This is a genomic window from Mycetocola saprophilus (assembly GCF_000718085.1).
Classification (GTDB): Bacteria; Actinomycetota; Actinomycetes; order Actinomycetales; family Microbacteriaceae; genus Mycetocola; species Mycetocola saprophilus.
On the sequence record NZ_JOEC01000002.1, the window covers coordinates 507,820 to 527,988 of the forward strand.

General features: G+C 66.7%; 12 protein-coding genes. 11 read left to right on the plus strand and 1 reads right to left on the minus strand.

Going from position 1 to position 20,169, the window contains the following annotated elements; all coding sequences use genetic code 11:
- Positions 1-31 precede the first annotated feature (31 nt).
- The 7 genes from IE92_RS0108230 to IE92_RS18755 all read left to right on the plus strand — a co-directional run bounded on the left by IE92_RS0108230 (position 32) and on the right by IE92_RS18755 (position 15,257).
- Positions 32-964, plus strand: a complete 933-nt coding sequence (locus IE92_RS0108230) for a tRNA pseudouridine synthase A (protein ID WP_051701685.1) — start codon at positions 32-34, stop codon at positions 962-964.
- 185 nt (positions 965-1,149) lie between these two features.
- Complete coding sequence (rplM, locus tag IE92_RS0108235; protein ID WP_030148022.1) at positions 1,150-1,596, plus strand: 50S ribosomal protein L13; 447 nt, start codon at positions 1,150-1,152, stop codon at positions 1,594-1,596.
- Between the two features lie 29 nt (positions 1,597-1,625).
- The gene (rpsI, locus tag IE92_RS0108240; RefSeq protein ID WP_081863944.1) at positions 1,626-2,108 is read left to right on the plus strand and encodes a 30S ribosomal protein S9; all 483 of its coding nucleotides are present in this window, start codon (positions 1,626-1,628) and stop codon (positions 2,106-2,108) included.
- A 16-nt stretch (positions 2,109-2,124) separates the two neighbouring features.
- On the plus strand, positions 2,125-3,489 hold the full coding sequence (gene glmM, locus IE92_RS0108245) for a phosphoglucosamine mutase (protein WP_030148024.1): 1,365 nt from the start codon (positions 2,125-2,127) through the stop codon (positions 3,487-3,489).
- 199 nt (positions 3,490-3,688) lie between these two features.
- Entirely contained in the window at positions 3,689-8,686 is a 4,998-nt protein-coding gene (locus tag IE92_RS16605) for a glycosyl hydrolase (protein ID WP_156027470.1), read from the plus strand.
- A gap of 211 nt (positions 8,687-8,897) precedes the next feature.
- Positions 8,898-13,475: a glycosyl hydrolase gene (locus IE92_RS0108255; RefSeq protein ID WP_156027471.1), complete on the plus strand. Its 4,578-nt coding sequence runs from the start codon at positions 8,898-8,900 to the stop codon at positions 13,473-13,475.
- 282 nt (positions 13,476-13,757) lie between these two features.
- Complete coding sequence (locus IE92_RS18755) at positions 13,758-15,257, plus strand: hypothetical protein (protein ID WP_030148026.1); 1,500 nt, start codon at positions 13,758-13,760, stop codon at positions 15,255-15,257.
- A 65-nt stretch (positions 15,258-15,322) separates the two neighbouring features.
- On the opposite strand, the gene coaA is transcribed toward IE92_RS18755, so the two are convergent.
- Positions 15,323-16,276: a type I pantothenate kinase gene (coaA, locus tag IE92_RS0108265; protein ID WP_030148027.1), complete on the minus strand. Its 954-nt coding sequence runs from the start codon at positions 16,274-16,276 to the stop codon at positions 15,323-15,325.
- A gap of 34 nt (positions 16,277-16,310) precedes the next feature.
- On the opposite strand from coaA, the gene glmS reads away from it, so the two are divergent.
- The 4 genes from glmS to tsaE are packed head-to-tail and all read left to right on the plus strand — an operon-like array spanning position 16,311 to position 20,136.
- Positions 16,311-18,161 (plus strand): glutamine--fructose-6-phosphate transaminase (isomerizing), encoded by a 1,851-nt coding sequence (gene glmS, locus IE92_RS0108270; protein ID WP_030148028.1) that lies wholly within the window; start codon positions 16,311-16,313, stop codon positions 18,159-18,161.
- Positions 18,162-18,164: 3 nt separating this feature from the next.
- Positions 18,165-18,527, plus strand: coding sequence for a holo-ACP synthase (locus IE92_RS0108275; RefSeq protein ID WP_030148029.1), 363 nt, complete (start codon positions 18,165-18,167; stop codon positions 18,525-18,527).
- On the plus strand, positions 18,524-19,663 hold the full coding sequence (gene alr, locus IE92_RS0108280) for an alanine racemase (protein WP_030148030.1): 1,140 nt from the start codon (positions 18,524-18,526) through the stop codon (positions 19,661-19,663). Before IE92_RS0108275 ends, alr begins: the two co-directional genes overlap by 4 nt.
- Complete coding sequence (gene tsaE / locus IE92_RS0108285) at positions 19,660-20,136, plus strand: tRNA (adenosine(37)-N6)-threonylcarbamoyltransferase complex ATPase subunit type 1 TsaE (protein ID WP_030149702.1); 477 nt, start codon at positions 19,660-19,662, stop codon at positions 20,134-20,136. The genes alr and tsaE overlap by 4 nt, the downstream gene beginning before the upstream one ends.
- Positions 20,137-20,169 lie beyond the last annotated feature (33 nt).

Consider the following 20,169-nt stretch of genomic DNA (forward strand, 5'->3'; position numbering starts at 1 on the left):
CGGTCGCGCATTTGGCCGGTAAACTCGCAGGGTGACATCTCAAGACTCCACCTCCGTACCCGCCGAGTCCACCCGCATCCGGCTGGACCTGGGCTATGACGGCACCGACTTTGCCGGCTGGGCCAAGCAGCCCGGCCTGCGCACGGTGCAGGAGGTCCTCGAATCGGCGGCCCACCAGACCTTCGGCTATCAGGGGGACCCGATTCGACTGACGGTGGCCGGCCGCACCGATGCCGGCGTGCACGCCGAGGCACAGGTGGCCCACCTGGATCTCACCCCGGAGCGAGTCGAACGGATGCGCCGCGCGCGTACCTCCGACGGTAACCCCGAACCCGATGTGGCGCACGCCCTGCTGCGCCGTATTAACGGGGTCCTGGGCCTGCACTCCGATGTCTGGCTGCACTCGGCACGCGTGGTCGACGCCGGATTCAACGCCCGATTCTCGGCCCTCTCGCGCAGCTATCGCTACCGGATCGCCGATGCCCAGGCCTGGAAGGACCCGCTCTCGCGGCGCACCACCCTCTGGTACCCGCGCCCGCTGAGCCTCGAGGTCCTGGACCGGACGGCCGCGAGCCTGGTGGGTCTGCATGACTTTGCCGGATTCTGCCGTCCCCGGGTCGGGGCCACCACGATTCGCAACCTCACCGATTTCCGCTGGCGTCGGGACGCCGACGGCGTGCTCATTGCCGAGCTCTCCGCCGATGCGTTCTGCCACTCGATGGTGCGCTCACTGGTGGGGGTGTGTATCGCGATGAGTGTGGAGTCGCTGCCCGCCGATGCGATTGCCGGACTGTTGCAGGCGACCAAGCGTGGGCACAGCAACGGCTTTGCCACCGCCCCCGCGCACGGCCTGAGCCTCACCAACGTGGAGTACCCCGAGGATTCGCTGCTCGCGGCCCGGGCCGAGCTCACCCGGCAGCGCCGCGAATCGACCACCCCGATGCCCGGAGAGCCCGGATACTAGCGTTCGGCATGTGCGCTCGGTTTGACCCGGCCCATACTCTCGCGTAAGCTCGACTATTGGTGTGTGTTCCCGTCATGGGACGCGCGCCCGAAGTTGAGCCCTCCACCTTGTGTGTTCCCGCTCGGGAACACCGCACGGAGTGGGATTCACGAACATCCAACTTACGACGAGAAAGCAGCACTATCGTGACGCGCACTTACTCCCCGAAGGCCAGTGAAATCCAGCGTGACTGGGTCATCATTGACGCCAACGACATCGTTCTGGGCCGCCTGGCCAGCCACGCAGCAAGCATCCTGCGCGGCAAGAACAAGGCAACCTTCACCCCCCACCTGGACATGGGTGACTTTGTCATCATCATCAACGCCGACAAGGTAGCCCTGACCGGCCAGAAGGCCGCTCAGAAGCGCGCCTACCGTCACTCGGGCTTCCCGGGTGGACTCAAGTCGGTCGGCTACGCCGAGCTGCTCGAGAAGAACCCGGTTCGCGCCGTGGAGAAGGCCATCCGTGGCATGCTCCCCAAGACCAGCCTGGGCCGTGCCCAGCTGCGCAAGCTGAAGGTCTACGAGGGTGCCGAGCACCCCCACGCCGCACAGCAGCCCAAGCCGTACACCCTCACCCAGGTCGCGCAGTAAGCGCCGAGTCAGACTTAAAGGACATAAACGTGGCGAACATCGCAGAAACCACCGAGCAGGCTCCGGAGAGCTACTCGACCGAAACCCCCGCCGCCGAGGCTGTTAAGCCGGCGCGCGTTGTCTCCGTTCCCGGCGCAGCCGTGGGTCGTCGCAAGCAGGCCATCGCCCGCGTGCGCATCGTCCCGGGTACCGGTGTTATCACCGTCAACGGTCGCGAACTGGCTGACTACTTCCCCAACAAGCTGCACCAGCAGCTGATCAACGACCCCTTCACCGTCCTGGAGCTGAACGGCTCCTACGACGTGATCGCCCGCATCTCGGGTGGTGGCCCCTCGGGTCAGGCCGGTGCACTGCGTCTGGGCATCGCCCGTTCGCTGAACCAGGTTGACGAAGAGAACAACCGCGCCACCCTGAAGAAGGCCGGCTTCCTGACCCGCGATGCTCGCATCAAGGAGCGCAAGAAGGCTGGACTCAAGAAGGCACGTAAGGCTTCGCAGTTCTCGAAGCGCTAAGCGCCCGAATCCCCTTATGGCTGGCCTGTTTGGAACAGACGGCGTTCGCGGCCTCGCGAACGGCCTGTTGACGGCAGACCTGGCCCTCGGCCTCGCTCAAGCTACCGCATCGGTGCTTGGGCGGGGCCGTAGTGCTGAGGTCCGTCAAGCCGCCGGAAAACGTCCGGTGGCAGTCCTTGCGCGTGACCCGCGTGTGTCCGGGGAGTTCCTCGGTGCCGCGGTGGCGGCGGGACTCGCCTCCAGTGGCGTGGATGTGCTGGATGCGGGAGTGATTCCCACCCCCGCCGCCGCCTTCCTGATCGGAAACATCGACGCCGACTTCGGCGTGATGATCTCCGCCTCCCACAACCCCGCCCCGGATAACGGGATCAAGATCTTCGCGCGCGGAGGCACCAAGCTGCCCGACGAAGTCGAGGAGCGGATCGAGGCGGCACTCGCCTCGGAGCACCTGCTGCCCACCGGCGGAAACGTGGGTCGGATTAGTCGTTTCGCCGACGCCGAGGACCGGTATGTGATGCACCTGCTGCAGTCGCTGCCGAACCGCCTGGACGGGATCCACGTGGTCCTGGACTGCGCCCACGGTGCGGCTGCCGGTGTGTCTCCGGAGACCTTCCGCGATGCGGGGGCCACCGTGACCATCATCGGTAACGACCCCGACGGCGTGAATATCAACGACGGCGTGGGCTCGACCCACCTCGACGTGCTGCAGCGCGCGGTGCTGGAACACGGCGCCGACGTGGGCATCGCCCACGATGGTGACGCCGACCGGTGCCTCGCCGTGGACGCCGCCGGAAACATCATCGACGGCGACCAGATCATGGCGATTCTCGCCGTGGCGCTCAAGGAGCGCGGGCTGCTGACCAAGGACACCCTGGTGGCCACGGTCATGAGCAACCTGGGCCTGAAAATCGCGATGGCCGAGCACGGCATCACCGTCCTGGAGACCAAGGTGGGCGACCGCTACGTGCTCGAGGCGATGAACGAGGGCGGCTATGCCCTCGGTGGTGAGCAGTCCGGCCACGTCATCATGAGCGAGCACGCGACCACCGGTGATGGCATCCTGACCGGCCTGCAGCTGCTGGCCGAGATGGCCCGCACCGGCAAGAGCATCGCCGAGCTGGCCGCGGTCATGACCGTGTATCCGCAGATCCTGGTCAACGTCTCCGGCGTAGACCGGGACCGTCTGGGCAGCGATGATGTCCTCGCCGAGGCCGTCGTCGCGGCCGAGGCCGAGCTGGGCGACACCGGCCGGGTGCTGCTGCGTCCCAGCGGGACCGAGCCGCTCGTGCGCGTGATGGTGGAGGCTGCCGATCAGCACACCGCCGACACGCTGGCGCACCGCCTCGCGGATATTGTTCGTGAACGGTTGGCTATCGCTTAGTCGTCTCCCACGCAGACCCCCGTTTCCGCATGGAAACGGGGGTTTTGTGTTTCTATGTGGGGGCTATGTCCACACAAAGGGGGACATTTCAGGACGTCTGTAATTGAAATATTGCCTGGTCAGATGTAATTTTTCGGACACATTGGTGCGCTACTCTATCGGTGCGAAGCCTCTTCGCCATGACCCTAGAGGAGCCTCAGTGAAACTCTCTCCCTCAGCGGTGCGCGCACTGGGCCTCGGCCTGGTGCCGACGCTCACGCTGGCCGGTGTGCTGATCGCCAGCCCCGTGCTTGCCGCCCCCGCGCCGAGTCCCGCGCCGCCGGCGCCGCTCGCACGGATTCAGGCCGACACCCCCGCCCCGCCGGCCGATGGTATTCGGGTGGGCAGCGGCTCGGTGGCCGCCACGCCCCCGCCCGAGGTGGGTCAGGGGGTGCAGGACACCCTGCACCAAAAGCTCTGGATCGACAAGTCGCTGGACGGCACCCCGATCCCCACCAACGCCTGGTGGACCGACCTGGTGATCTCGAAGTACTCGGGGGATCTCTGGGCCAACCCGCTGGTGGTCTCCAACAGCTCCGATGGTGCGCTGGTGAGCTCCCCGCGCAGCTGGAATAAGGACGGCACCACGATGCAGCTCGGCGAGGGTGTGCGCGTGGGTGGTCGAGTCGCTCCGCAGCCCGACCCCAGTGACACCGTGCTGGCGGACTTCGAGAACGGACTGCCGCAGGGATGGACCGCCACCGGTTCGGCCTTCGCCGGCACATCCACGGGTACCGGCAAGGGACAGAGCGCCGTGTCCGGCTGGTTGGGCAAGGGCTTCCTGAATAGCTTCACCGATGCCGACGGCGACGGGGCCACCGGGGAGGTGCGTTCGGGCGACTTCACGATCGATCGCGACGCCCTGGTCGCCAAGATCGGCGGCGGCAACCACCCCGGCAAGACCGAGCTGCGCGTGGTGGTGGGCGATCAGACCGTGGCCTCGGTCACCGGCGACAACAGCGAGAACCTCGCCTGGAAGACCCTGGATCTGACCCCCTGGGCGGGCCAGACCGCCCACCTGGAAATTGTGGATGAGCTGACCGCCGGTTGGGCCCACATCATGGTGGACCAGATCATGCTCACCAATAAAACCGATGGGCTCGACGACCGGTTCGGATCGGCGTTCAAGGCCGACGATGCGGTGGCCACCGGCTGGGGCGACTGGAACGTGAACTGGCGGCTGGAAAACGCCCAGGGTCCCGCTCACATCAACGTGAGCGCCGCCCGCGGTGTGCCCTACACCTGGTTCCAGTTTGATCACGTGACCCCGCAGCTGAGCGTGGCCAAGGATGCCAAGTTTGTGGATGCCGACGGAAACGACCTGAGCTTCCCGGTCACCACCGACCGCTTCGAGATCATCCAGAACGGTGCCAAGTTTGGTGTGCACGCCCCGGCGAAGACCACCTTCGACCGGGTGGGCGACCAGATTCTGGCGAGTGAGGGCGTGGACCACCTGGCAATCAGCGCGGTCCCCGATAACGGGTTTGACCTCAATACCCTGCAGAAGTACGCCTTCGCCCGGGTCACCGGATCCAAGATGACCTACGTCAACAACACCCAGACCGGCATGATCGAGCAGAACTGGGCGCTCACCACCGAGCCGCTCGAGGGCACGGGCACCGACACCATCCAGGGCTGGCTCCCGCACCAGTATCGCGAGGCCGACCGGTTCGACCCCAAGCTGACCGGCACCACCTACGCCACCCCGCGCGGAGAGATGCGCACCAGCATCGGTCACGATAACTGGACCATGGCCTATGCCTTCGACGGGATGACCCCGGTCGCAGGCACCCCCGAATCCCTGCCGGATGCCCCCAAGGGCACCGACTACTCCCACGACGTCATGGCCAAGTTCCTCAGCGACTATGCCGCCAAAACCACCTACGGTAATGACACCTACTGGGGTGGTAAGGACCTGATCCAGCTGGGCGAGTACATGCTCGCCGCCAAGCAGCTGGGCGAAACCGACTCGTATAACAAGCTCAAGTCCACGCTGCGCACGGCGATGACCGACTGGTTCACCTACACCAAGGGCGAATCCAGCCACTTCTTCGCGCGCTATGACAGCTGGAAGGCCCTGATCGGATTCAGCGAGTCCTACGGATCCTCGCAGTTCACCGACAACCACTTCCACTACGGCTACTTCACCGCCGCGGCGGCGATGCTCGCGATCGAGGATCCCGAGTGGGCCAAGGGCTATGGCGGGGTTGCAACCCTGGTGGCCCAGCAGTATGGCAACTGGGACCGCACGTCCAAGGACTACCCGTACCTGCGCACCTTCGACACCTGGAGCGGCCACTCCTACGCCGGCGGATTCTCCTCCCCGGGCGGCAACAACCAGGAGTCCAGCTCCGAGGCAATCCAGTCTTGGGCGGGCCTCTACCTGCTGGGCGTGGCCCTGGGCAACACGCAGATGCGTGACGCCGGGGCGATGGGCTATGTGACCGAGCGTGCCTCGGTGCGCGAGTACTGGCTCAACGTGGGCGGCGCGCTGCCGGCCTCCTACAAGCACTCGACCACCGGCATCCTCTTCGACAGCGGACAGGCGTTTGCCACCTACTTCTCCGGGGATCCCGCCTGGATCTACGGTATCCAGTGGATGCCCACCGCGCCGTGGATGAACTACCTGGGTTGGGACCGCAAGGCCGCGACCAAGCAGCTTGATGACATGTTTGCCCTGCGCCCCGACAACCTGGGCGGTGAGGGGGTGCGCGCCGGCAATAAGGCGGGCATCCAAACCTTCGCCAAGGAGTGGTGGGGGATCGGGACCTACGGGGATATCAAGATCACCGAGGACCGCAAGTCGGCGATCGAGGTACTCAAAAACATCGTCCGCGATAGCGAGAAGAATAACCCGGGCTATACGACGCGGAAGGTCCCCGAGAACCCGCTGTACTACGCGGACACCGATTCGCTGATCATCTCGATCGCCAAGGACGGCAGTGTTGTCTTCCCGGACCAGTACTGGACCCCGGACACCCTGCCCGCCTCGCTCATCCCCACCAAGTATGACGGCGCGATGGTGGATGGTGACCCGGCAAACTGGTCGCCGGCCAGCCCGCTGCTGCCCTATTTCTCGGTGAACTACACCCCCAACCTCGACGTGATCAACGCGCTGTACGGGATCAAGATCGACGGGTACACCCCGGGCCGGGACACCGCCGCCGCGGCGCGCGTGATCTCGGGCATGGGCGACGCCCTCGGTCAGGTGGTGCTGGGCGAGATGGCCCAGTCGCACCCGGACATCTACGCCGACATCTTTGGCGAGCTGACCCGGATGAAGGATCCGATGATCTCGGCCGTGTCGATGGCCGGCATGGTTTACTACAACGCGATGGCCAACCGCGGGCTCGGGGTGGAAACCCGGGACCGTCGGGTCGGTGCCGACTTCGCCCAGGTGTATAAGAACGACGCCGGCGAGTACAGCTATGTGGTGAACAACATCACCGACCAGCAGCAGCGCTACCCGGTGTATCAGGGTGCCGAGCGCATCGGTTGGATCGATGTGCCCGCCCACACCCAGGTCACCCACCACCTGGACTCGCACCTGGCGAAGATCACGCTGAGTGCGACCCCGGATGCCACCACGATCACGCCCGGTTCCACCCTGGCGCTGACCGCGACCGGAACCGACCAGTACGGTGCCACCGTGGATATTCCGAATCTGGAATGGAGCGTGGACCGCGGTGGCAAGATCGGTGCGGACGGCGTCTTCCACGCCGATTCCAAGACCGACAAGGCCACCATCACCGCCACCTCCGGCGACATTACCGCGACCCGCAGCGTGCGGGTGGGGGATGCGCCGGTGCTCACCTCGGTGGCAATCACCCCCGGCCCCGTGCGGATCGCTCCGAACGCCCCGGTGACCTTCACCGCCGCCGGCGTGGACCAGTACGGTGATCCGTTTGCCCTGCCCGGTGCGGTGACCTGGAGCACCACCGCGACCGGCGCGATCACCGCCGACGGCGTGCTCACCGCCACGGCCCCGGGATCGGGGCTGGTGCGTGCGAGCGTGACCACCGCGGCCGGGGAGGTGCGTGGATCCACCGTGGTCGCCGTGAGCGACCCGAGCGTGAACGTGGCGCTCGGAGCCACCGTGAGCGCGACCTCGGAGGACGGACCCAACCTGGCCAAGTACGCGGTGGACGGCGATCCCGGAACCCGCTGGGACAGCCTCCACGGGAGCGACGACCAGTCGATCACCCTGGACCTCGGCGCCAACTATGATCTCTCCGGTGCCCACATCGTCTGGGAGGCCGCGGCTGCCGCGAGCTACCAGATCGAGACGGCCACCAGCGAGAAGGGGCCGTTCACTCCGGTCCTCACCGTGGCCAAAAACAACGCCGATCCCGATTCGCTGACCCTGAACACCACCGCCCGCTACGTTCGCATGCACGGACTCAAGCGCCTGGGCGGCTACGGATACTCGATCTATGAGTTCCAGGTGTTTGGAACCCGGTCGGTGGATGCGATCACCCCCACCGCGCAGTACCTGCTGCCGGAAACCGCAACCATCGCCTCCGGGGCGCGGGTGCCGCTGAGCGCCTTCGCCTACGATGCGACCGGTGCCGGCGGGCAGGTGACCGATACGCTGCCGACCCTGAGCGGACCGGGCTCGATCGAACGGGATAAGAAGGGGAACCCGGTGTATGTGGCCGGGGATGCCGGTACCGCGACCATCACGCTGACCCGGGGCGGGCTGACCTCCACCGCGACCATCACGGTCGCCGGTCAGGATGCCCCCACCGGCCCGGTGACCGAGCTCTCGCGGAACCACCCGGTCACCGTGTCGAGCACCGAGGACGGCCCCTGGGATGCCAAGCATGCGGTGGACGATGATCCCGGGTCGCGCTGGTCCAGCGGCTGGTCCGAGGGGCAGTGGATCGTGGTGGATCTGGGGGCCGTGCACACCCTGGATCGGGCCGAACTGGTTTGGGAGCGTGCCTTCGCCCAGGAGTTCGAGATCCAGACGGCCACGACCCCGGACGGTCCCTGGACCACGGTCGCCCACCCGACCGACGGCGCCGAAGGGGGACAAAAGATTTCCCTCACCGGTGCCTCGGGTCGCTACGTCAAAATCCTCTCGATCAAGCGCGGAACCGGCTACGGGATCTCGCTCTACGATCTGAAGATCTTCGGAAACGGGCCGGCAAGCTAGGCAAAAATCCGGCACACTCGGGCGCTCCCGGGGGGAGAAATTCTCTCCCCCCGGGAGCGCCCCTTTTTGTTCCCGGGTCCACGGTTTGGGGGACATTTGAGGACGCGTGTTTTGCTTACATTGTGCCTGATCCGAGGGACTTTACGTGCCCCAAATGGGTCGCTAAGCTGGCTGCGCGATCCCCCTCGCCACCGACTTTGAGGAGTCCTTTGTGAAACTCTCCCGACCGCCGGTTCGCCGGTTGAGCCTGGGTGTCATCCCACTAGTGATATTTACCGGGGGGATCATCGCATCTCCCGCCATCGCGGCCCCCGAGGGAAAGCCCGGCAGCGCTGCCGGCGCACTCCCGCGGATCGCCGCGGCGGCTCCCGCACCGCGGGCCGACGGCATTCCCGTCGGCTCGGGATCGATCGCCGCCGCACCGCCGGCTTCGCTCGGTCAGGACGTGCAAAACACCCTGAACCAGAAGATCTGGATCGATCAGTCGCTCACCGGAACCCCGGTGCCCACCAACAGCTGGTGGAGCGACCTGGTGGTCTCGACCTACTCGGGTGACCTCTGGGCCGACCCGCTGGTCCTCTCCAACAGCGCCGAGGGAACCCTTGTGCGCGATCCGCGCAAGTGGAACGCCGACGGAACCGCAATGGTGCTCGCCGACGGCGTCCGCGTGGGCGGTCAGGTTGCTCCGCAGCCCGACGCCAGCGACCGTGTACTCGCGGACTTCGAGGACGGTCTGCCCGCGGGCTGGACCGCAACCGGAACCGCGTTCGACAGGGTCTCCACCGGCACCTCGCCGGGGCAGAGCCCGGTCAGTGGCTGGCTCGGCAAGGGCTTCCTGAACAGCTTCACCGCCGAGCAGGGTGACGGTGCCATCGGGAGCCTGCGCTCCCCGGACTTCACCATCGACCGTAACGCCCTGGTTGCCAAGATCGGCGGCGGAAACCACCCGGGGCTCACCGAGCTGCGCGTGGTGGTGAACGGACAGAGCGTCGCCACCGCCACCGGAGAGGACAGCGAGACCCTCACCTGGAAGACCCTGGACCTCACCCCCTGGGTGGGCCAGAACGCCCACATCGAGATCGTCGATGAGCTCACCGCGGGCTGGGCGCACCTACTCGTGGACCACGTGATGCTCACCAATAAGCCCGACGGGCTGGATGACCGCTTTGGCACCGCGTTCCGCGCGGCCAACGCCGTGGCCACCGGCTGGGGCGACTGGAACGTGGACTGGCGGCTCGACCCCGCCGCGGGTCCGTCAAACATCGCCGTGAGCGCGGCACGCGGCGTACCCTACACCTGGTTCCGCTTTAACCAGGTGACCCCCGAACTCACCGTCGGGGAGAACGCGACCTTCACCAAGGCCAATGGGGATGCGCTGACCTTCCCGGTCACCACCGACCGCCTGATCATCCGCCAGGGTGACTCGAAGATCGGTGTGCACGCCCCCGAGGGCACCACCTTTGAGCGCTCGGGCAACCGCCTGATCGCCAGCGTGGGCACCGGCTACCTGGTGCTCAGCGCACTGCCGGACTCGGGCTTCGACCTGAACACCCTGCACCGCTATGCGTTCGCCCGGGTGACCGGCACCACCATGGCGTATCAGAACCACACCGACTCGGGAGAGGTGCGCCAGGACTGGGCCCTGACCACCGAGCCGCTGCAGGGGACCGAAACCTCGACCATCCAGGGATGGCTGCCGCACCAGTACCGTGAGGCCAAGCGCTTCGAGCCGACGCTGACCGGCACCACCTATAAGACGCCGCGGGGCGAGATGCGCACCAGCATCGGCCGCGATGGCTGGAAGATGGCATATACCTTTGAGGGCATGACTCCGATCACCGGGGCACCCGAGTCGAAGCCCGGAGCCCCCGCGGGCACCGACTACGAGCACGCGGTGATGGCCAAGTTCCTGCGCGACTACGCCGCCAAGACCACCTATGGTAATGACACCTACTGGGGCGGCAAGGACGTCATCCAGCTGGGTGAGTACATGCTGGTGGCCAAGCAGCTCGGCGAAACCGAGTCCTATGAGGCGCTGCGCTCGACCCTGCGCACCGCACTGAGCGACTGGTTTACCTACACCGAGGGGGAGGAGAGCCGCTTCTTCGCGCGCTATGACACCTGGAAGGCGCTGGTGGGCTTTAGCGAGTCCTACGGATCCTCGCAGTTCACCGACAACCACTTCCACTACGGCTACTTCACCGCCGCCGCGGCGATGCTCGCGATGGAGGATCCCGAGTGGGCCAAGGGCTACGGCGGGGTTGCAACCCTGGTGGCCCAGCAGTATGGCAACTGGGACCGCAGTAGCCAGGACTACCCGTACCTGCGCACCTTCGACACCTGGAGCGGATTCTCCTATGCGGGCGGATTCTCCTCCCCGGGTGGAAACAACCAGGAGTCCAGCTCCGAGGCGATCCAGTCCTGGGCGGGCCTCTACCTGCTCGGCGTGGCCCTGGGAAACCAGGAAATGCGCGACACCGGCGCAATGGGTTACGTCACCGAGCGTGCGGCGATCCGCGAGTACTGGCTGAACACCGGGGGCGTGTTCCCCGAGCAGTATAAGCACTCCACCTCGGGCATCGTGTTTGACAGCGGCCAGGCCTTTGCTACCTACTTCTCGGGCGACCCCGCCTGGATCTACGGTATTCAGTGGCTGCCCACCGCGCCGTGGCTGAACTACCTCGGCTGGGACCGGACCGCGGCCACCAAGCTGCTGGATGACATGTTTGCGCTGCGCCCCGACAACATCGGCGGCGAGGGCACCAGGGCCGGCAATAAGGCCGGGATCCAGACCTTCGCCAAGCAGTGGTGGGGGATCGGGACCTACGGCGATATTCAGATCACCGAGGACCGTGAATCCGCGGTCAACGTGCTCAAGAACATCGTCCGGGATAGCGAAAAGCACAACCCCGGCTACACGACCCGGAAGGTTGCGGCTAACCCGCTGTTCGATCCGGCGACGAACTCGCTGCTGATCTCGGTGGACGCCAATGGCACCGTGGTGTTCCCGGACGAGCACTGGACCCCGGCAACCCTGCCGGCAAAGCTCATCCCGCACCAGTACACCGGCGCGATGGTGGATGCGGACCCGGCCACCTGGAACCCGGTCAGCCCGCTGCTGGCGTACTTCTCGACCGACTTCCAGGCAAACCAGGACGCGATCGATTCGCTCTACCGGATCAAGGTCGCCGGCTACACCCCGGGTCGTGACACCGCCGCCGCCACCGCCGTGATTTCGGGCATGGGTGACGCTCTCGGTCAGGTGGTGCTGGGCCAGATGGCACAGTCGCACCCCGAGGTCTACGCGGACATCTTCGCCGAACTGCGCCGCACCAACGACCCGATGGTTTCGGCCGTCTCGATGGCCGGCATGGTCTACTACAACGCGATGGCCAACCGGAACCTCGGTATCGAGTCCCGCGATCACCGCGTCGGGGCAGACCTCGCCCAGGTGTACAAGAACCCGGACACCGGGGTGTACAGCTACGTGGTCACCAACCCCACCGACACCCAGCAGCGCTACCCCGCCTACAACGGGAACACCCGCATCGGCTGGATCGACGTGCCCGCCCACAGCCAGGTCACCCACCGTCTGGATGCCAAGCTCAAGCGGATCGAACTGGTTGCCACCCCGGATGCCACCACGATCACCCCCGGTTCCACGCTCGCCCTGAGCGCGGTCGGGTATGACCAGTACGGGGCAACCGTAGATATTCCGAATCTGGAATGGAGTGCGAACCGCGGTGGAAACATCGGTTCCGACGGGGTCTTCCATGCGACCACCGCAACCGAGAAGGCGACCATCACGGCGACTTCGGCTTCGGTCAAGGCTACCCGCGATGTGCGGGTGGGCGAAGCTCCGGTGCTGACCTCGCTGCGGGTGACCCCGGGCCCGGTGCGGATCGCGCCGAACAGCCCGGTCACCTTCAGCGCCGCCGGACTGGACCAGTATGGTGACGCGTTTGCCCTGGCCGAGGCGGTGACCTGGACCACCACGGTTCCCGGATCCATCACCGCCGCCGGCGTGCTGACCGCAACCGCGACCGGTTCCGGTCTGGTGCGGGCCAGCGCCCAGAGTGGCGGCACGACACTCGCGGGTTCGGCGGTGGTCGCGGTCAGCGATCCGAGCATCGACATCGCTCGCGGCGTGAGTGTGAGCGCAACCTCGCAGGGGGCCGAACACGTGGCCGCCCACGTGGTGGATGGGAACCCGGCCACCCGCTGGGAGAGCACCCACGGGCTGGATGATCAGAGCATCACCCTGGACCTGGGTGCGAGCTACGACCTCTCCGGAGTGAAGATCACCTGGGAGGCCGCCGCGGCCGCCCGCTACCGACTGGAGATTGCCCAGAGTGAGAACGGCCCGTTCGAGCCGCTGATCACGGTGGCCAAGTCGACCGCCGCCCCGGATGAGCTGACCCTCACCGGAACCGGACGCTACCTGCGCCTGCAGGGGATTGAGCGCCTGCTGCCCTACGGATACTCGATCTACAACTTCGAGGTATTCGGAACCCGTTCGGCCCAGGCGATCACGCCGAGTGCACTGTACCTGCTGCCGGAAACCTCGGTGGTGAGTACCGGACGCGAGATTCCGCTGACGGTGTTCGGGTACGACGCGGCCGGTGCCGGCGGCACGCTGTCGGGCATCATCCCGACGCTGAGTGGGCCGGGCGAGATCCGCACCGGTGCTCAGGGCACACCGGTGTTTGTGGCCCAGGCTCCGGGTGAGGCGACCATCACGGTCACCCACGCGGGCCAGACCGCGACCGCCAAGGTTCTCGTGCGCTAGCCGGCGCGCGGCCTTCGGGTCGCAGCACACCACGGACCCCGGGGATGCCGATGCATCCCCGGGGTTTGTGCTGGGTGTTCCCGTGAGTATCCTGTACGCGCGTTATTGTCGCGTCACGTTATGGGAAATCCCTGCTCCCCAAGATGTACCTTCTCGCGCCGCCCACCGGGTGTGCGAGACACATCGAACGAGGGGACAACACTCGAAATGACACTTGCGCAACCCGACGCACACCACATCACTCGGCACCGGCCAAGGCCCCGCCGCCGCGGGCGGAGGGCGTTGGCTCTCGGTCTGCTGGGCGTTTTACTCACGGGATCCGGGGCCGCCCTGATTCCCGCCCAGACGGCCCAGGCGGCGACCCGCACCGGGGATGACGGACTCGTCCTGACCGTTTCTCCCGAACGGCTGAACCAGGGTGATCCCGACGGATTTGAGCTGGGGATCGTGGATGGAAACCTCAGCAAGACCCCCTTCGACACCTACAAGATCAGCGGACTGCCGGCCGGATGGACGCTGCGCACCCTCGCCGGAGACACCCTGGAACCGGTGTCGCCGAGCCCGCAGATTTTTGAGGTCAACCGCGACGTCACCGGATTACGCGTGGTCCCGCCCGCGGATTTCTCCGGAACCCTCCCCAACGTCCAGCTCGCACGCATCTCACAGGCCCACAACCTGGTCACCGACTTCGATAACGGAACCTTTGACTATCTGGGGCAGGCGAAGCCCCGGCTGGATTCGGCGTCGACTCCGTACACCTTTCACGATCCGCACACGCTGACCGGCCAGCCCAACGTCGTGCAGTACTCGCCCGTCGATGGGGAGTATTCGATCTGGCCGACCGGCATGATCAACGGTCCCGACATCACGCCCACCCCGGAGTGGAATGAAACCCGGGCGTATAACAACTACTGGGCCGACCTGCGCAGCACCACCAATGCGATGGTGACCCCGAGCACCCAGGAGATCACCCGCAACTGGAATAAGTCCTGGCTGATGCCCAACACCCGGGCCGTCACCGATGAGGAATCCGCGCGGTCGGGCAAGTTCCTGATCATCAACGGCTCCGAATCGCTGGGCAAACCACACGACGTGCTCACCACCACCATCACCGGGCTCACCCCGCACACCGAGTACACGATGAGTGGATTTGTGGCCAACCTCAGCGATGACCCGCGTCCGGGGAACGTCGTGGCGCCGGTTCAGGTGGGATTTGTGGTGAATGACACATTTATCGGATCGTCGCGGAACATGCCCCGGCAGAGTGGGCCCACCACCGACGATGCCAAGTGGACGCGGCTGACCTCAACCGTGAACACCGGAGACTCCACCTCGCTCACCATTGGCGTGCGCAACTTCAAGGACGGCGGGCACGGAAACGACTTCGGCATCGATGAGCTCTCGCTCTTCCCGATGGCCAGCGTACGCACCGACCTCGAGGTTGTTCCGCGGCCGGAACCCACGGCCACCCCGACCCCGACCCCGACGCCCTCGGTTCCGCCGACCACGCCGCCCACAACCACCCCGACCCCGACCCCAACCCCGTCGGTTCCGCCGAGCGTGCCGCCGACCGATCCGTCGACCACTCCGCCGACCGATCCGTCCACCGGCATCACCCCGCCCGGACCGGATGCGCAGACCCCGCCATCCACCGCGCGGCTGAGCACCACCGGTACGGACCTGGTCCTGGGCATCGCCCTCGGCCTGGCCGCACTGTTGCTCGCCGTGGGTGGGGGCATCGTGTTCCTCGCCCGTCGACGGGCCACCCCGCCGCTCGACTAGTCGAGTAACCACTCACATCGGCCGCCCCATCCCGTTCCCGGGGTGGGGCGGCCGCGCGTTTGGCGCTACACCTTGCGCAGCAGAACCGAGCTCACCGAGTGGTCGCCGTCCTTTTTCAGGACCAGCTTGGCGCGGGCCCGGGTGGGACGAATGTTCTGTTCCAGGTTGGGGCGGTTCACCTCGTTCCAGAAGTAGTGGGCGCGATCGCGAGCCTGCTCCTCGGTGAGGTCCGCATACACGTTGAAATACGAGTTGGGGTTGGTGAAGGCCCCGCGCTGCAGCGCCATGAAGCGCTCCTCATACCAGCGCGCGATATCGCCTGAGCGGGCATCCACGTAGATGCTGAAGTCAAACAGGTCACTCACCGCGAGGCCGCCACCGCGCGGCGGCTGCAAAACATTGAGGCCCTCGACAATCAGCACGTCGGGCTGTCGCACAACCACCGAGGCGTCGGGCACGATGTCATAGCTCTGGTGTGAGTAGAAGGGTGCCCGCACCTCGGGGGCACCACTCTTGACCTCGGCGATGAAGCGCAGCAGGGCCCGCCGGTCGTAGGACTCGGGGAATCCCTTGCGCGCCATGATGCCGCGGCGCTCCAGCTCGGCGTTGGGATAGAGGAACCCGTCGGTCGTGATCAGCTCGACCCGGGGGGTGTCCTCCCAGCGCGAGAGCAGCTCCCGCAGCAGCCGCGCAACCGTGGACTTGCCCACGGCCACCGACCCGGCGATGCCGATCACAAACGGGGTGGAGGCCCCCGCCGTTCCCAGGAAACCGGTGGTTTCGGCGTGCAGACGCTTGGCGTTGGCCACGTAGAGGCTGAGCAGACGACTCAGCGGCAGGTAGACCTCGGCGACCTCGTCGATGTCCAGACGGTCACCCAGGCCGCGCAGCTGCACGATCTCGGCGCTGGTCAGCGGGATCGGCATGGAGGGGGCCAGACGCGCCCACTCGTCCCGTGAAATTTCGACAAACGGGGTGCGGGTGGTGTCAGCGGATGATTCGACGCGGAGCTCGGACATAGAAAGTCATTCTATTCCCGGTATTGTTCTCTATATGTGTGGAATCGTTGGATATGTAGGTAGCGGCGCGAGCGTAGACGTGCTGATGTCCGGTCTGAGCCGACTCGAATACCGCGGATATGACTCCGCGGGAGTGGCCGTGATCGACGCCGAGGGGGAACTGTACACCCGCAAGCGTGCGGGTAAGCTCGCCGTGCTCGCGGGAGATCTGGAAGCGTCCCCGCTGCCCGAGAGCCATGTGGGTATTGGGCACACCCGGTGGGCAACCCACGGGGGGCCGACCGATGTGAACGCGCACCCGCACCTGGGTGACGAGGGCAAGCTGGCCCTGATCCACAACGGCATCATCGAAAACTTTGCGGTCCTGAAGGCCGAGCTGGTCGAGGCCGGTTACACCTTCGAGAGTGAGACGGACACCGAGGTCGCCGCCGTGCTGCTGGGCCGCGAATACCGCGAAACCGGCGACCTGCTGTCGGCCTTCCGCGCCGTCGTCAACCGCTTCGAGGGTGCCTTCACCCTGCTCGCCGTGCACCGCGACCAGCCGAACCTGGTGGTGGGCGCTCGTCGGAACTCCCCGCTGGTGATCGGCCTGGGCGACGGGGAAAACTTCCTCGGTTCGGACGTGGCCGCCTTCATCGAGTACACCCGCAGCGCCCTGGCCATCGGCCAGGACCAGATCGTGGCGATCACCCCGGATGCCGTGGAGGTCACCGATTTCGACGGCAACGTCGTCGAGGTTGAGCCCTTCGAGGTCGAGTGGGATGCCTCCGCGTCGGATAAGGGTGGCTGGCCGAGCTTCATGGCCAAGGAGATCACCGAGCAGCCCGATGCCGTGGCCAACACCCTGCGCGGGCGTATCGCCGCCGACGAGACCGTGGTCATCCCCGAGCTGGACGGCCTGGATGAGCTGTTCACCGGCATCAACCGCATCGTTGTGGTCGCCGCCGGTACCGCCTCCTATGCGGGCCTGGTGGGCAAGTACGCGCTGGAGAAGTGGGCGCGCATCCCCGCCGAGGTCGAGCTCAGCCACGAGTTCCGCTACCGCGACCCGGTGATCGATGAGCACACCCTGGTGGTCTCGATCAGCCAGTCCGGTGAGACCATGGACACCCTGATGGCCGTCAAGTACGCCCGCGAAAACGGTGCCAAGACCCTCTCCATCTGCAACACCCAGGGTGCGACGATTCCGCGTGAGTCCGACGCCGTGGTGTACACCCACGCCGGACCCGAGGTCGCCGTGGCCTCGACCAAGGCGTTTGTGGCGCAGATCACCGCGATCTACCTGCTGGCCCTGCACGTGGCGCGCGTGCGCGGTACCGTGTCCACCGCCGAGATCGCCGGATTCACCGCCGAGCTGCGCGCGATCCCCGAGAAGATCGTCACCGTGTTGCAGCAGACCGAGAGCATCACCCAGCTCGCGCACTGGATGAGCGACTCGCGCGCGATCCTGTTCCTGGGCCGTCACGTGGGCTTCCCGATCGCGCTCGAGGGTGCGCTCAAGCTCAAGGAGCTCGCCTACATTCACGCCGAGGGCTTTGCCGCCGGTGAGCTCAAGCACGGACCGATCGCGCTGATCGAGCCGGGCCAGCCCGTGTTTGTGGTGGTTCCGAGCCCGCGCGGCTCCTCGACCCTGCACTCCAAGGTGGTGTCGAACATTCAGGAGATCCGCGCCCGCGGTGCCCGCGTGATCGCGATCGCCGAGGCCGGCGACGCCGCGGTGCTGCCCTTCGCCGACACCGTGATCCACATCCCGCTGGCAGCTCCGCTGTTTGAGCCGCTGCTGGCCGTGGTGCCGATGCAGATCTTCGCGATGGAGCTGGCCAATGCCAAGGGCCTCGACGTGGACCAGCCGCGTAACCTGGCCAAGTCGGTCACGGTGGAATAGAGCATGATTGTGGGAATCGGGGTGGACCTCGTGGACCTGCCCCGATTTCTGCGGACGCTGGAACGTACCCCCGCGCTGCGCGAGCGCCTGTTCACCCCCGCCGAGCGGGAGCTGACCGGGCGCTCGCTCGCCGGGCGGTTCGCCGCCAAGGAGGCGCTGATCAAGGCGCTGGGCGGCAGCGAGGACGTGTTTTGGCAGGAGATCGAGGTGCTCGGGGATTCCTCGGGCGCGCCGATCCTGACCACCAGCGGGAGCACCGCCCGCCGGCTGGCGGAGCGGGGAATTGAGAGCGTTCACCTCTCGATCTCGCATGATGGGGACGCGGCCATCGCGTTTGTGGTGGCCGAGGGAGGGGGACCCCGATGAGCCCACGACGCGAAATTCTGGTGGATGCCGCCCGAATCGAACACAACGTGGCATCCATCGTCGCCCGGGTCGCCCCGGCCGACGTGCTCGCGGTGGTCAAGGCCAACGCCTACGGGCACGGCGCGCTGCTGTGCGCGCGGGCCGCGATGCGCGGCGGTGCCCGGGGGATCGGGACCGCCGACCTCGGCGAGGCGCTGGCGCTGCGGGCCGCGGGTTTTGAGGGGCCGATCCTGTGCTGGCTGCACGGATCCGATACCGACTTTGCGGCGGCCTTTACCGCCGAAATCGCGCTGGTGGCCTCGGGCCCCGCGCAGCTCGCCCGCATGCGTGCGGCCGCCGAGGCACTGGGACGTCCCGGCGAGGTGCACCTCAAGGTGGACACCGGGCTGTCCCGGAACGGCACCGCGCCCGCCCAGTGGGAGGCGCTGTTCGCCGATGCCCACGCCGCCGAGCAGGCGGGTGCGCTGCGAATCACCGGGCTGATGAGCCACCTGGCCAATACCTCCCCCGAGGAGGACCGCGCGCAGCTCGCGCGCTTCACCGAGGCCGAAAACCTGGCCGCGGCCGCGGGCCTCGACCCGCGGTGGCGACACCTGGCTGCCACCGCCGGGGCGCTCAAGCTTCCCGAAACCCGCGGCACCCTGGTGCGGATCGGCATCGGGATTCTCGGGCTCAGCCCGTTTGAGGACGATACCCCCGCCGACTGGAATCTGCGCCCTGCGCTGCGCCTGGAAACCGAGGTTGCCGCGGTGCGCACGGTTCCCGCGGGCACCGGCGTCTCCTATGGCTACCGCTATCGAGCCGACACCGAAACCACCCTGGCCCTGATCCCGCTGGGCTATGCCGACGGGATTCCCCGGCACGCCTCGGGCCGCGCCGACGTGAGCATCAACGGCACCCGCTATCCGCTGGTGGGTCAGATCGCGATGGACCAGTTTGTGGTCAACCTCGGCACCGATACCGCGGCCGTGGGGGACCGGGTGGTGGTGATCGGGGATCCCGCCGCGGGCGAACCCGGTGCCGATGACTGGGCGCGGGCCGCCGACACCATCAACTATGAAATCGTGACCCGGCTGGGTGGACGCATCACCCGAGCGCCGCAGCCGGCTCACCCGAGTGGAGACGAACCTCGATGACCGACCAGACAGTGCTGACCCCCGGCACCTTCCCGATGCCCACCCCCGCGGACATGCACGCGTTCGGGATCGCGCTGGGCCGGGAGCTGGGAGCCGGCGACCTGATCGTGCTGACCGGACCGCTGGGCGCGGGCAAAACCACGCTGACCCGGGGGATCGGCGAGGGTCTGGGGGTGCGTGGTCCGGTGACCAGCCCCACCTTTGTGCTCGCCCGCACCCACCCGAGCCTGGTTGACGGAGTGCCGCTGGTCCACGTGGACGCCTACCGGCTGAGCAACGCCCTCGAGGTGGACGACCTGGACCTCGACCTGGATCACTCGGTGGTCATCATCGAGTGGGGCCACGAGGTGGCCGGGGTGCTCGCCGATGAGTGGTGGGAGATCACGATCGAACGGCCCACGGCCGGAGCGGCCGACGAGATGGACGTCGAGTCCGAGCCGCGTACGGTCCGCATCGAACGGGTCGGCGTCTAGCGGACGAGCATCTCGCGCGGTCGGCGGTATCCT

Excerpts from the sequence above, each read along its gene's own strand:
- coaA (WP_030148027.1), bottom strand. The coding sequence starts at position 16,276 with ATGTCCGAGCTCCGCGTCGAATCATCCGCTGACACCACCCGCACCCCG.
- IE92_RS0108275 (WP_030148029.1), top strand. The coding sequence starts at position 18,165 with ATGATTGTGGGAATCGGGGTGGACCTCGTGGACCTGCCCCGATTTCTG.
- glmM (WP_030148024.1), top strand. The coding sequence starts at position 2,125 with ATGGCTGGCCTGTTTGGAACAGACGGCGTTCGCGGCCTCGCGAACGGC.
- tsaE (WP_030149702.1), top strand. The coding sequence starts at position 19,660 with ATGACCGACCAGACAGTGCTGACCCCCGGCACCTTCCCGATGCCCACC.
- glmS (WP_030148028.1), top strand. The coding sequence starts at position 16,311 with ATGTGTGGAATCGTTGGATATGTAGGTAGCGGCGCGAGCGTAGACGTG.
- alr (WP_030148030.1), top strand. The coding sequence starts at position 18,524 with ATGAGCCCACGACGCGAAATTCTGGTGGATGCCGCCCGAATCGAACAC.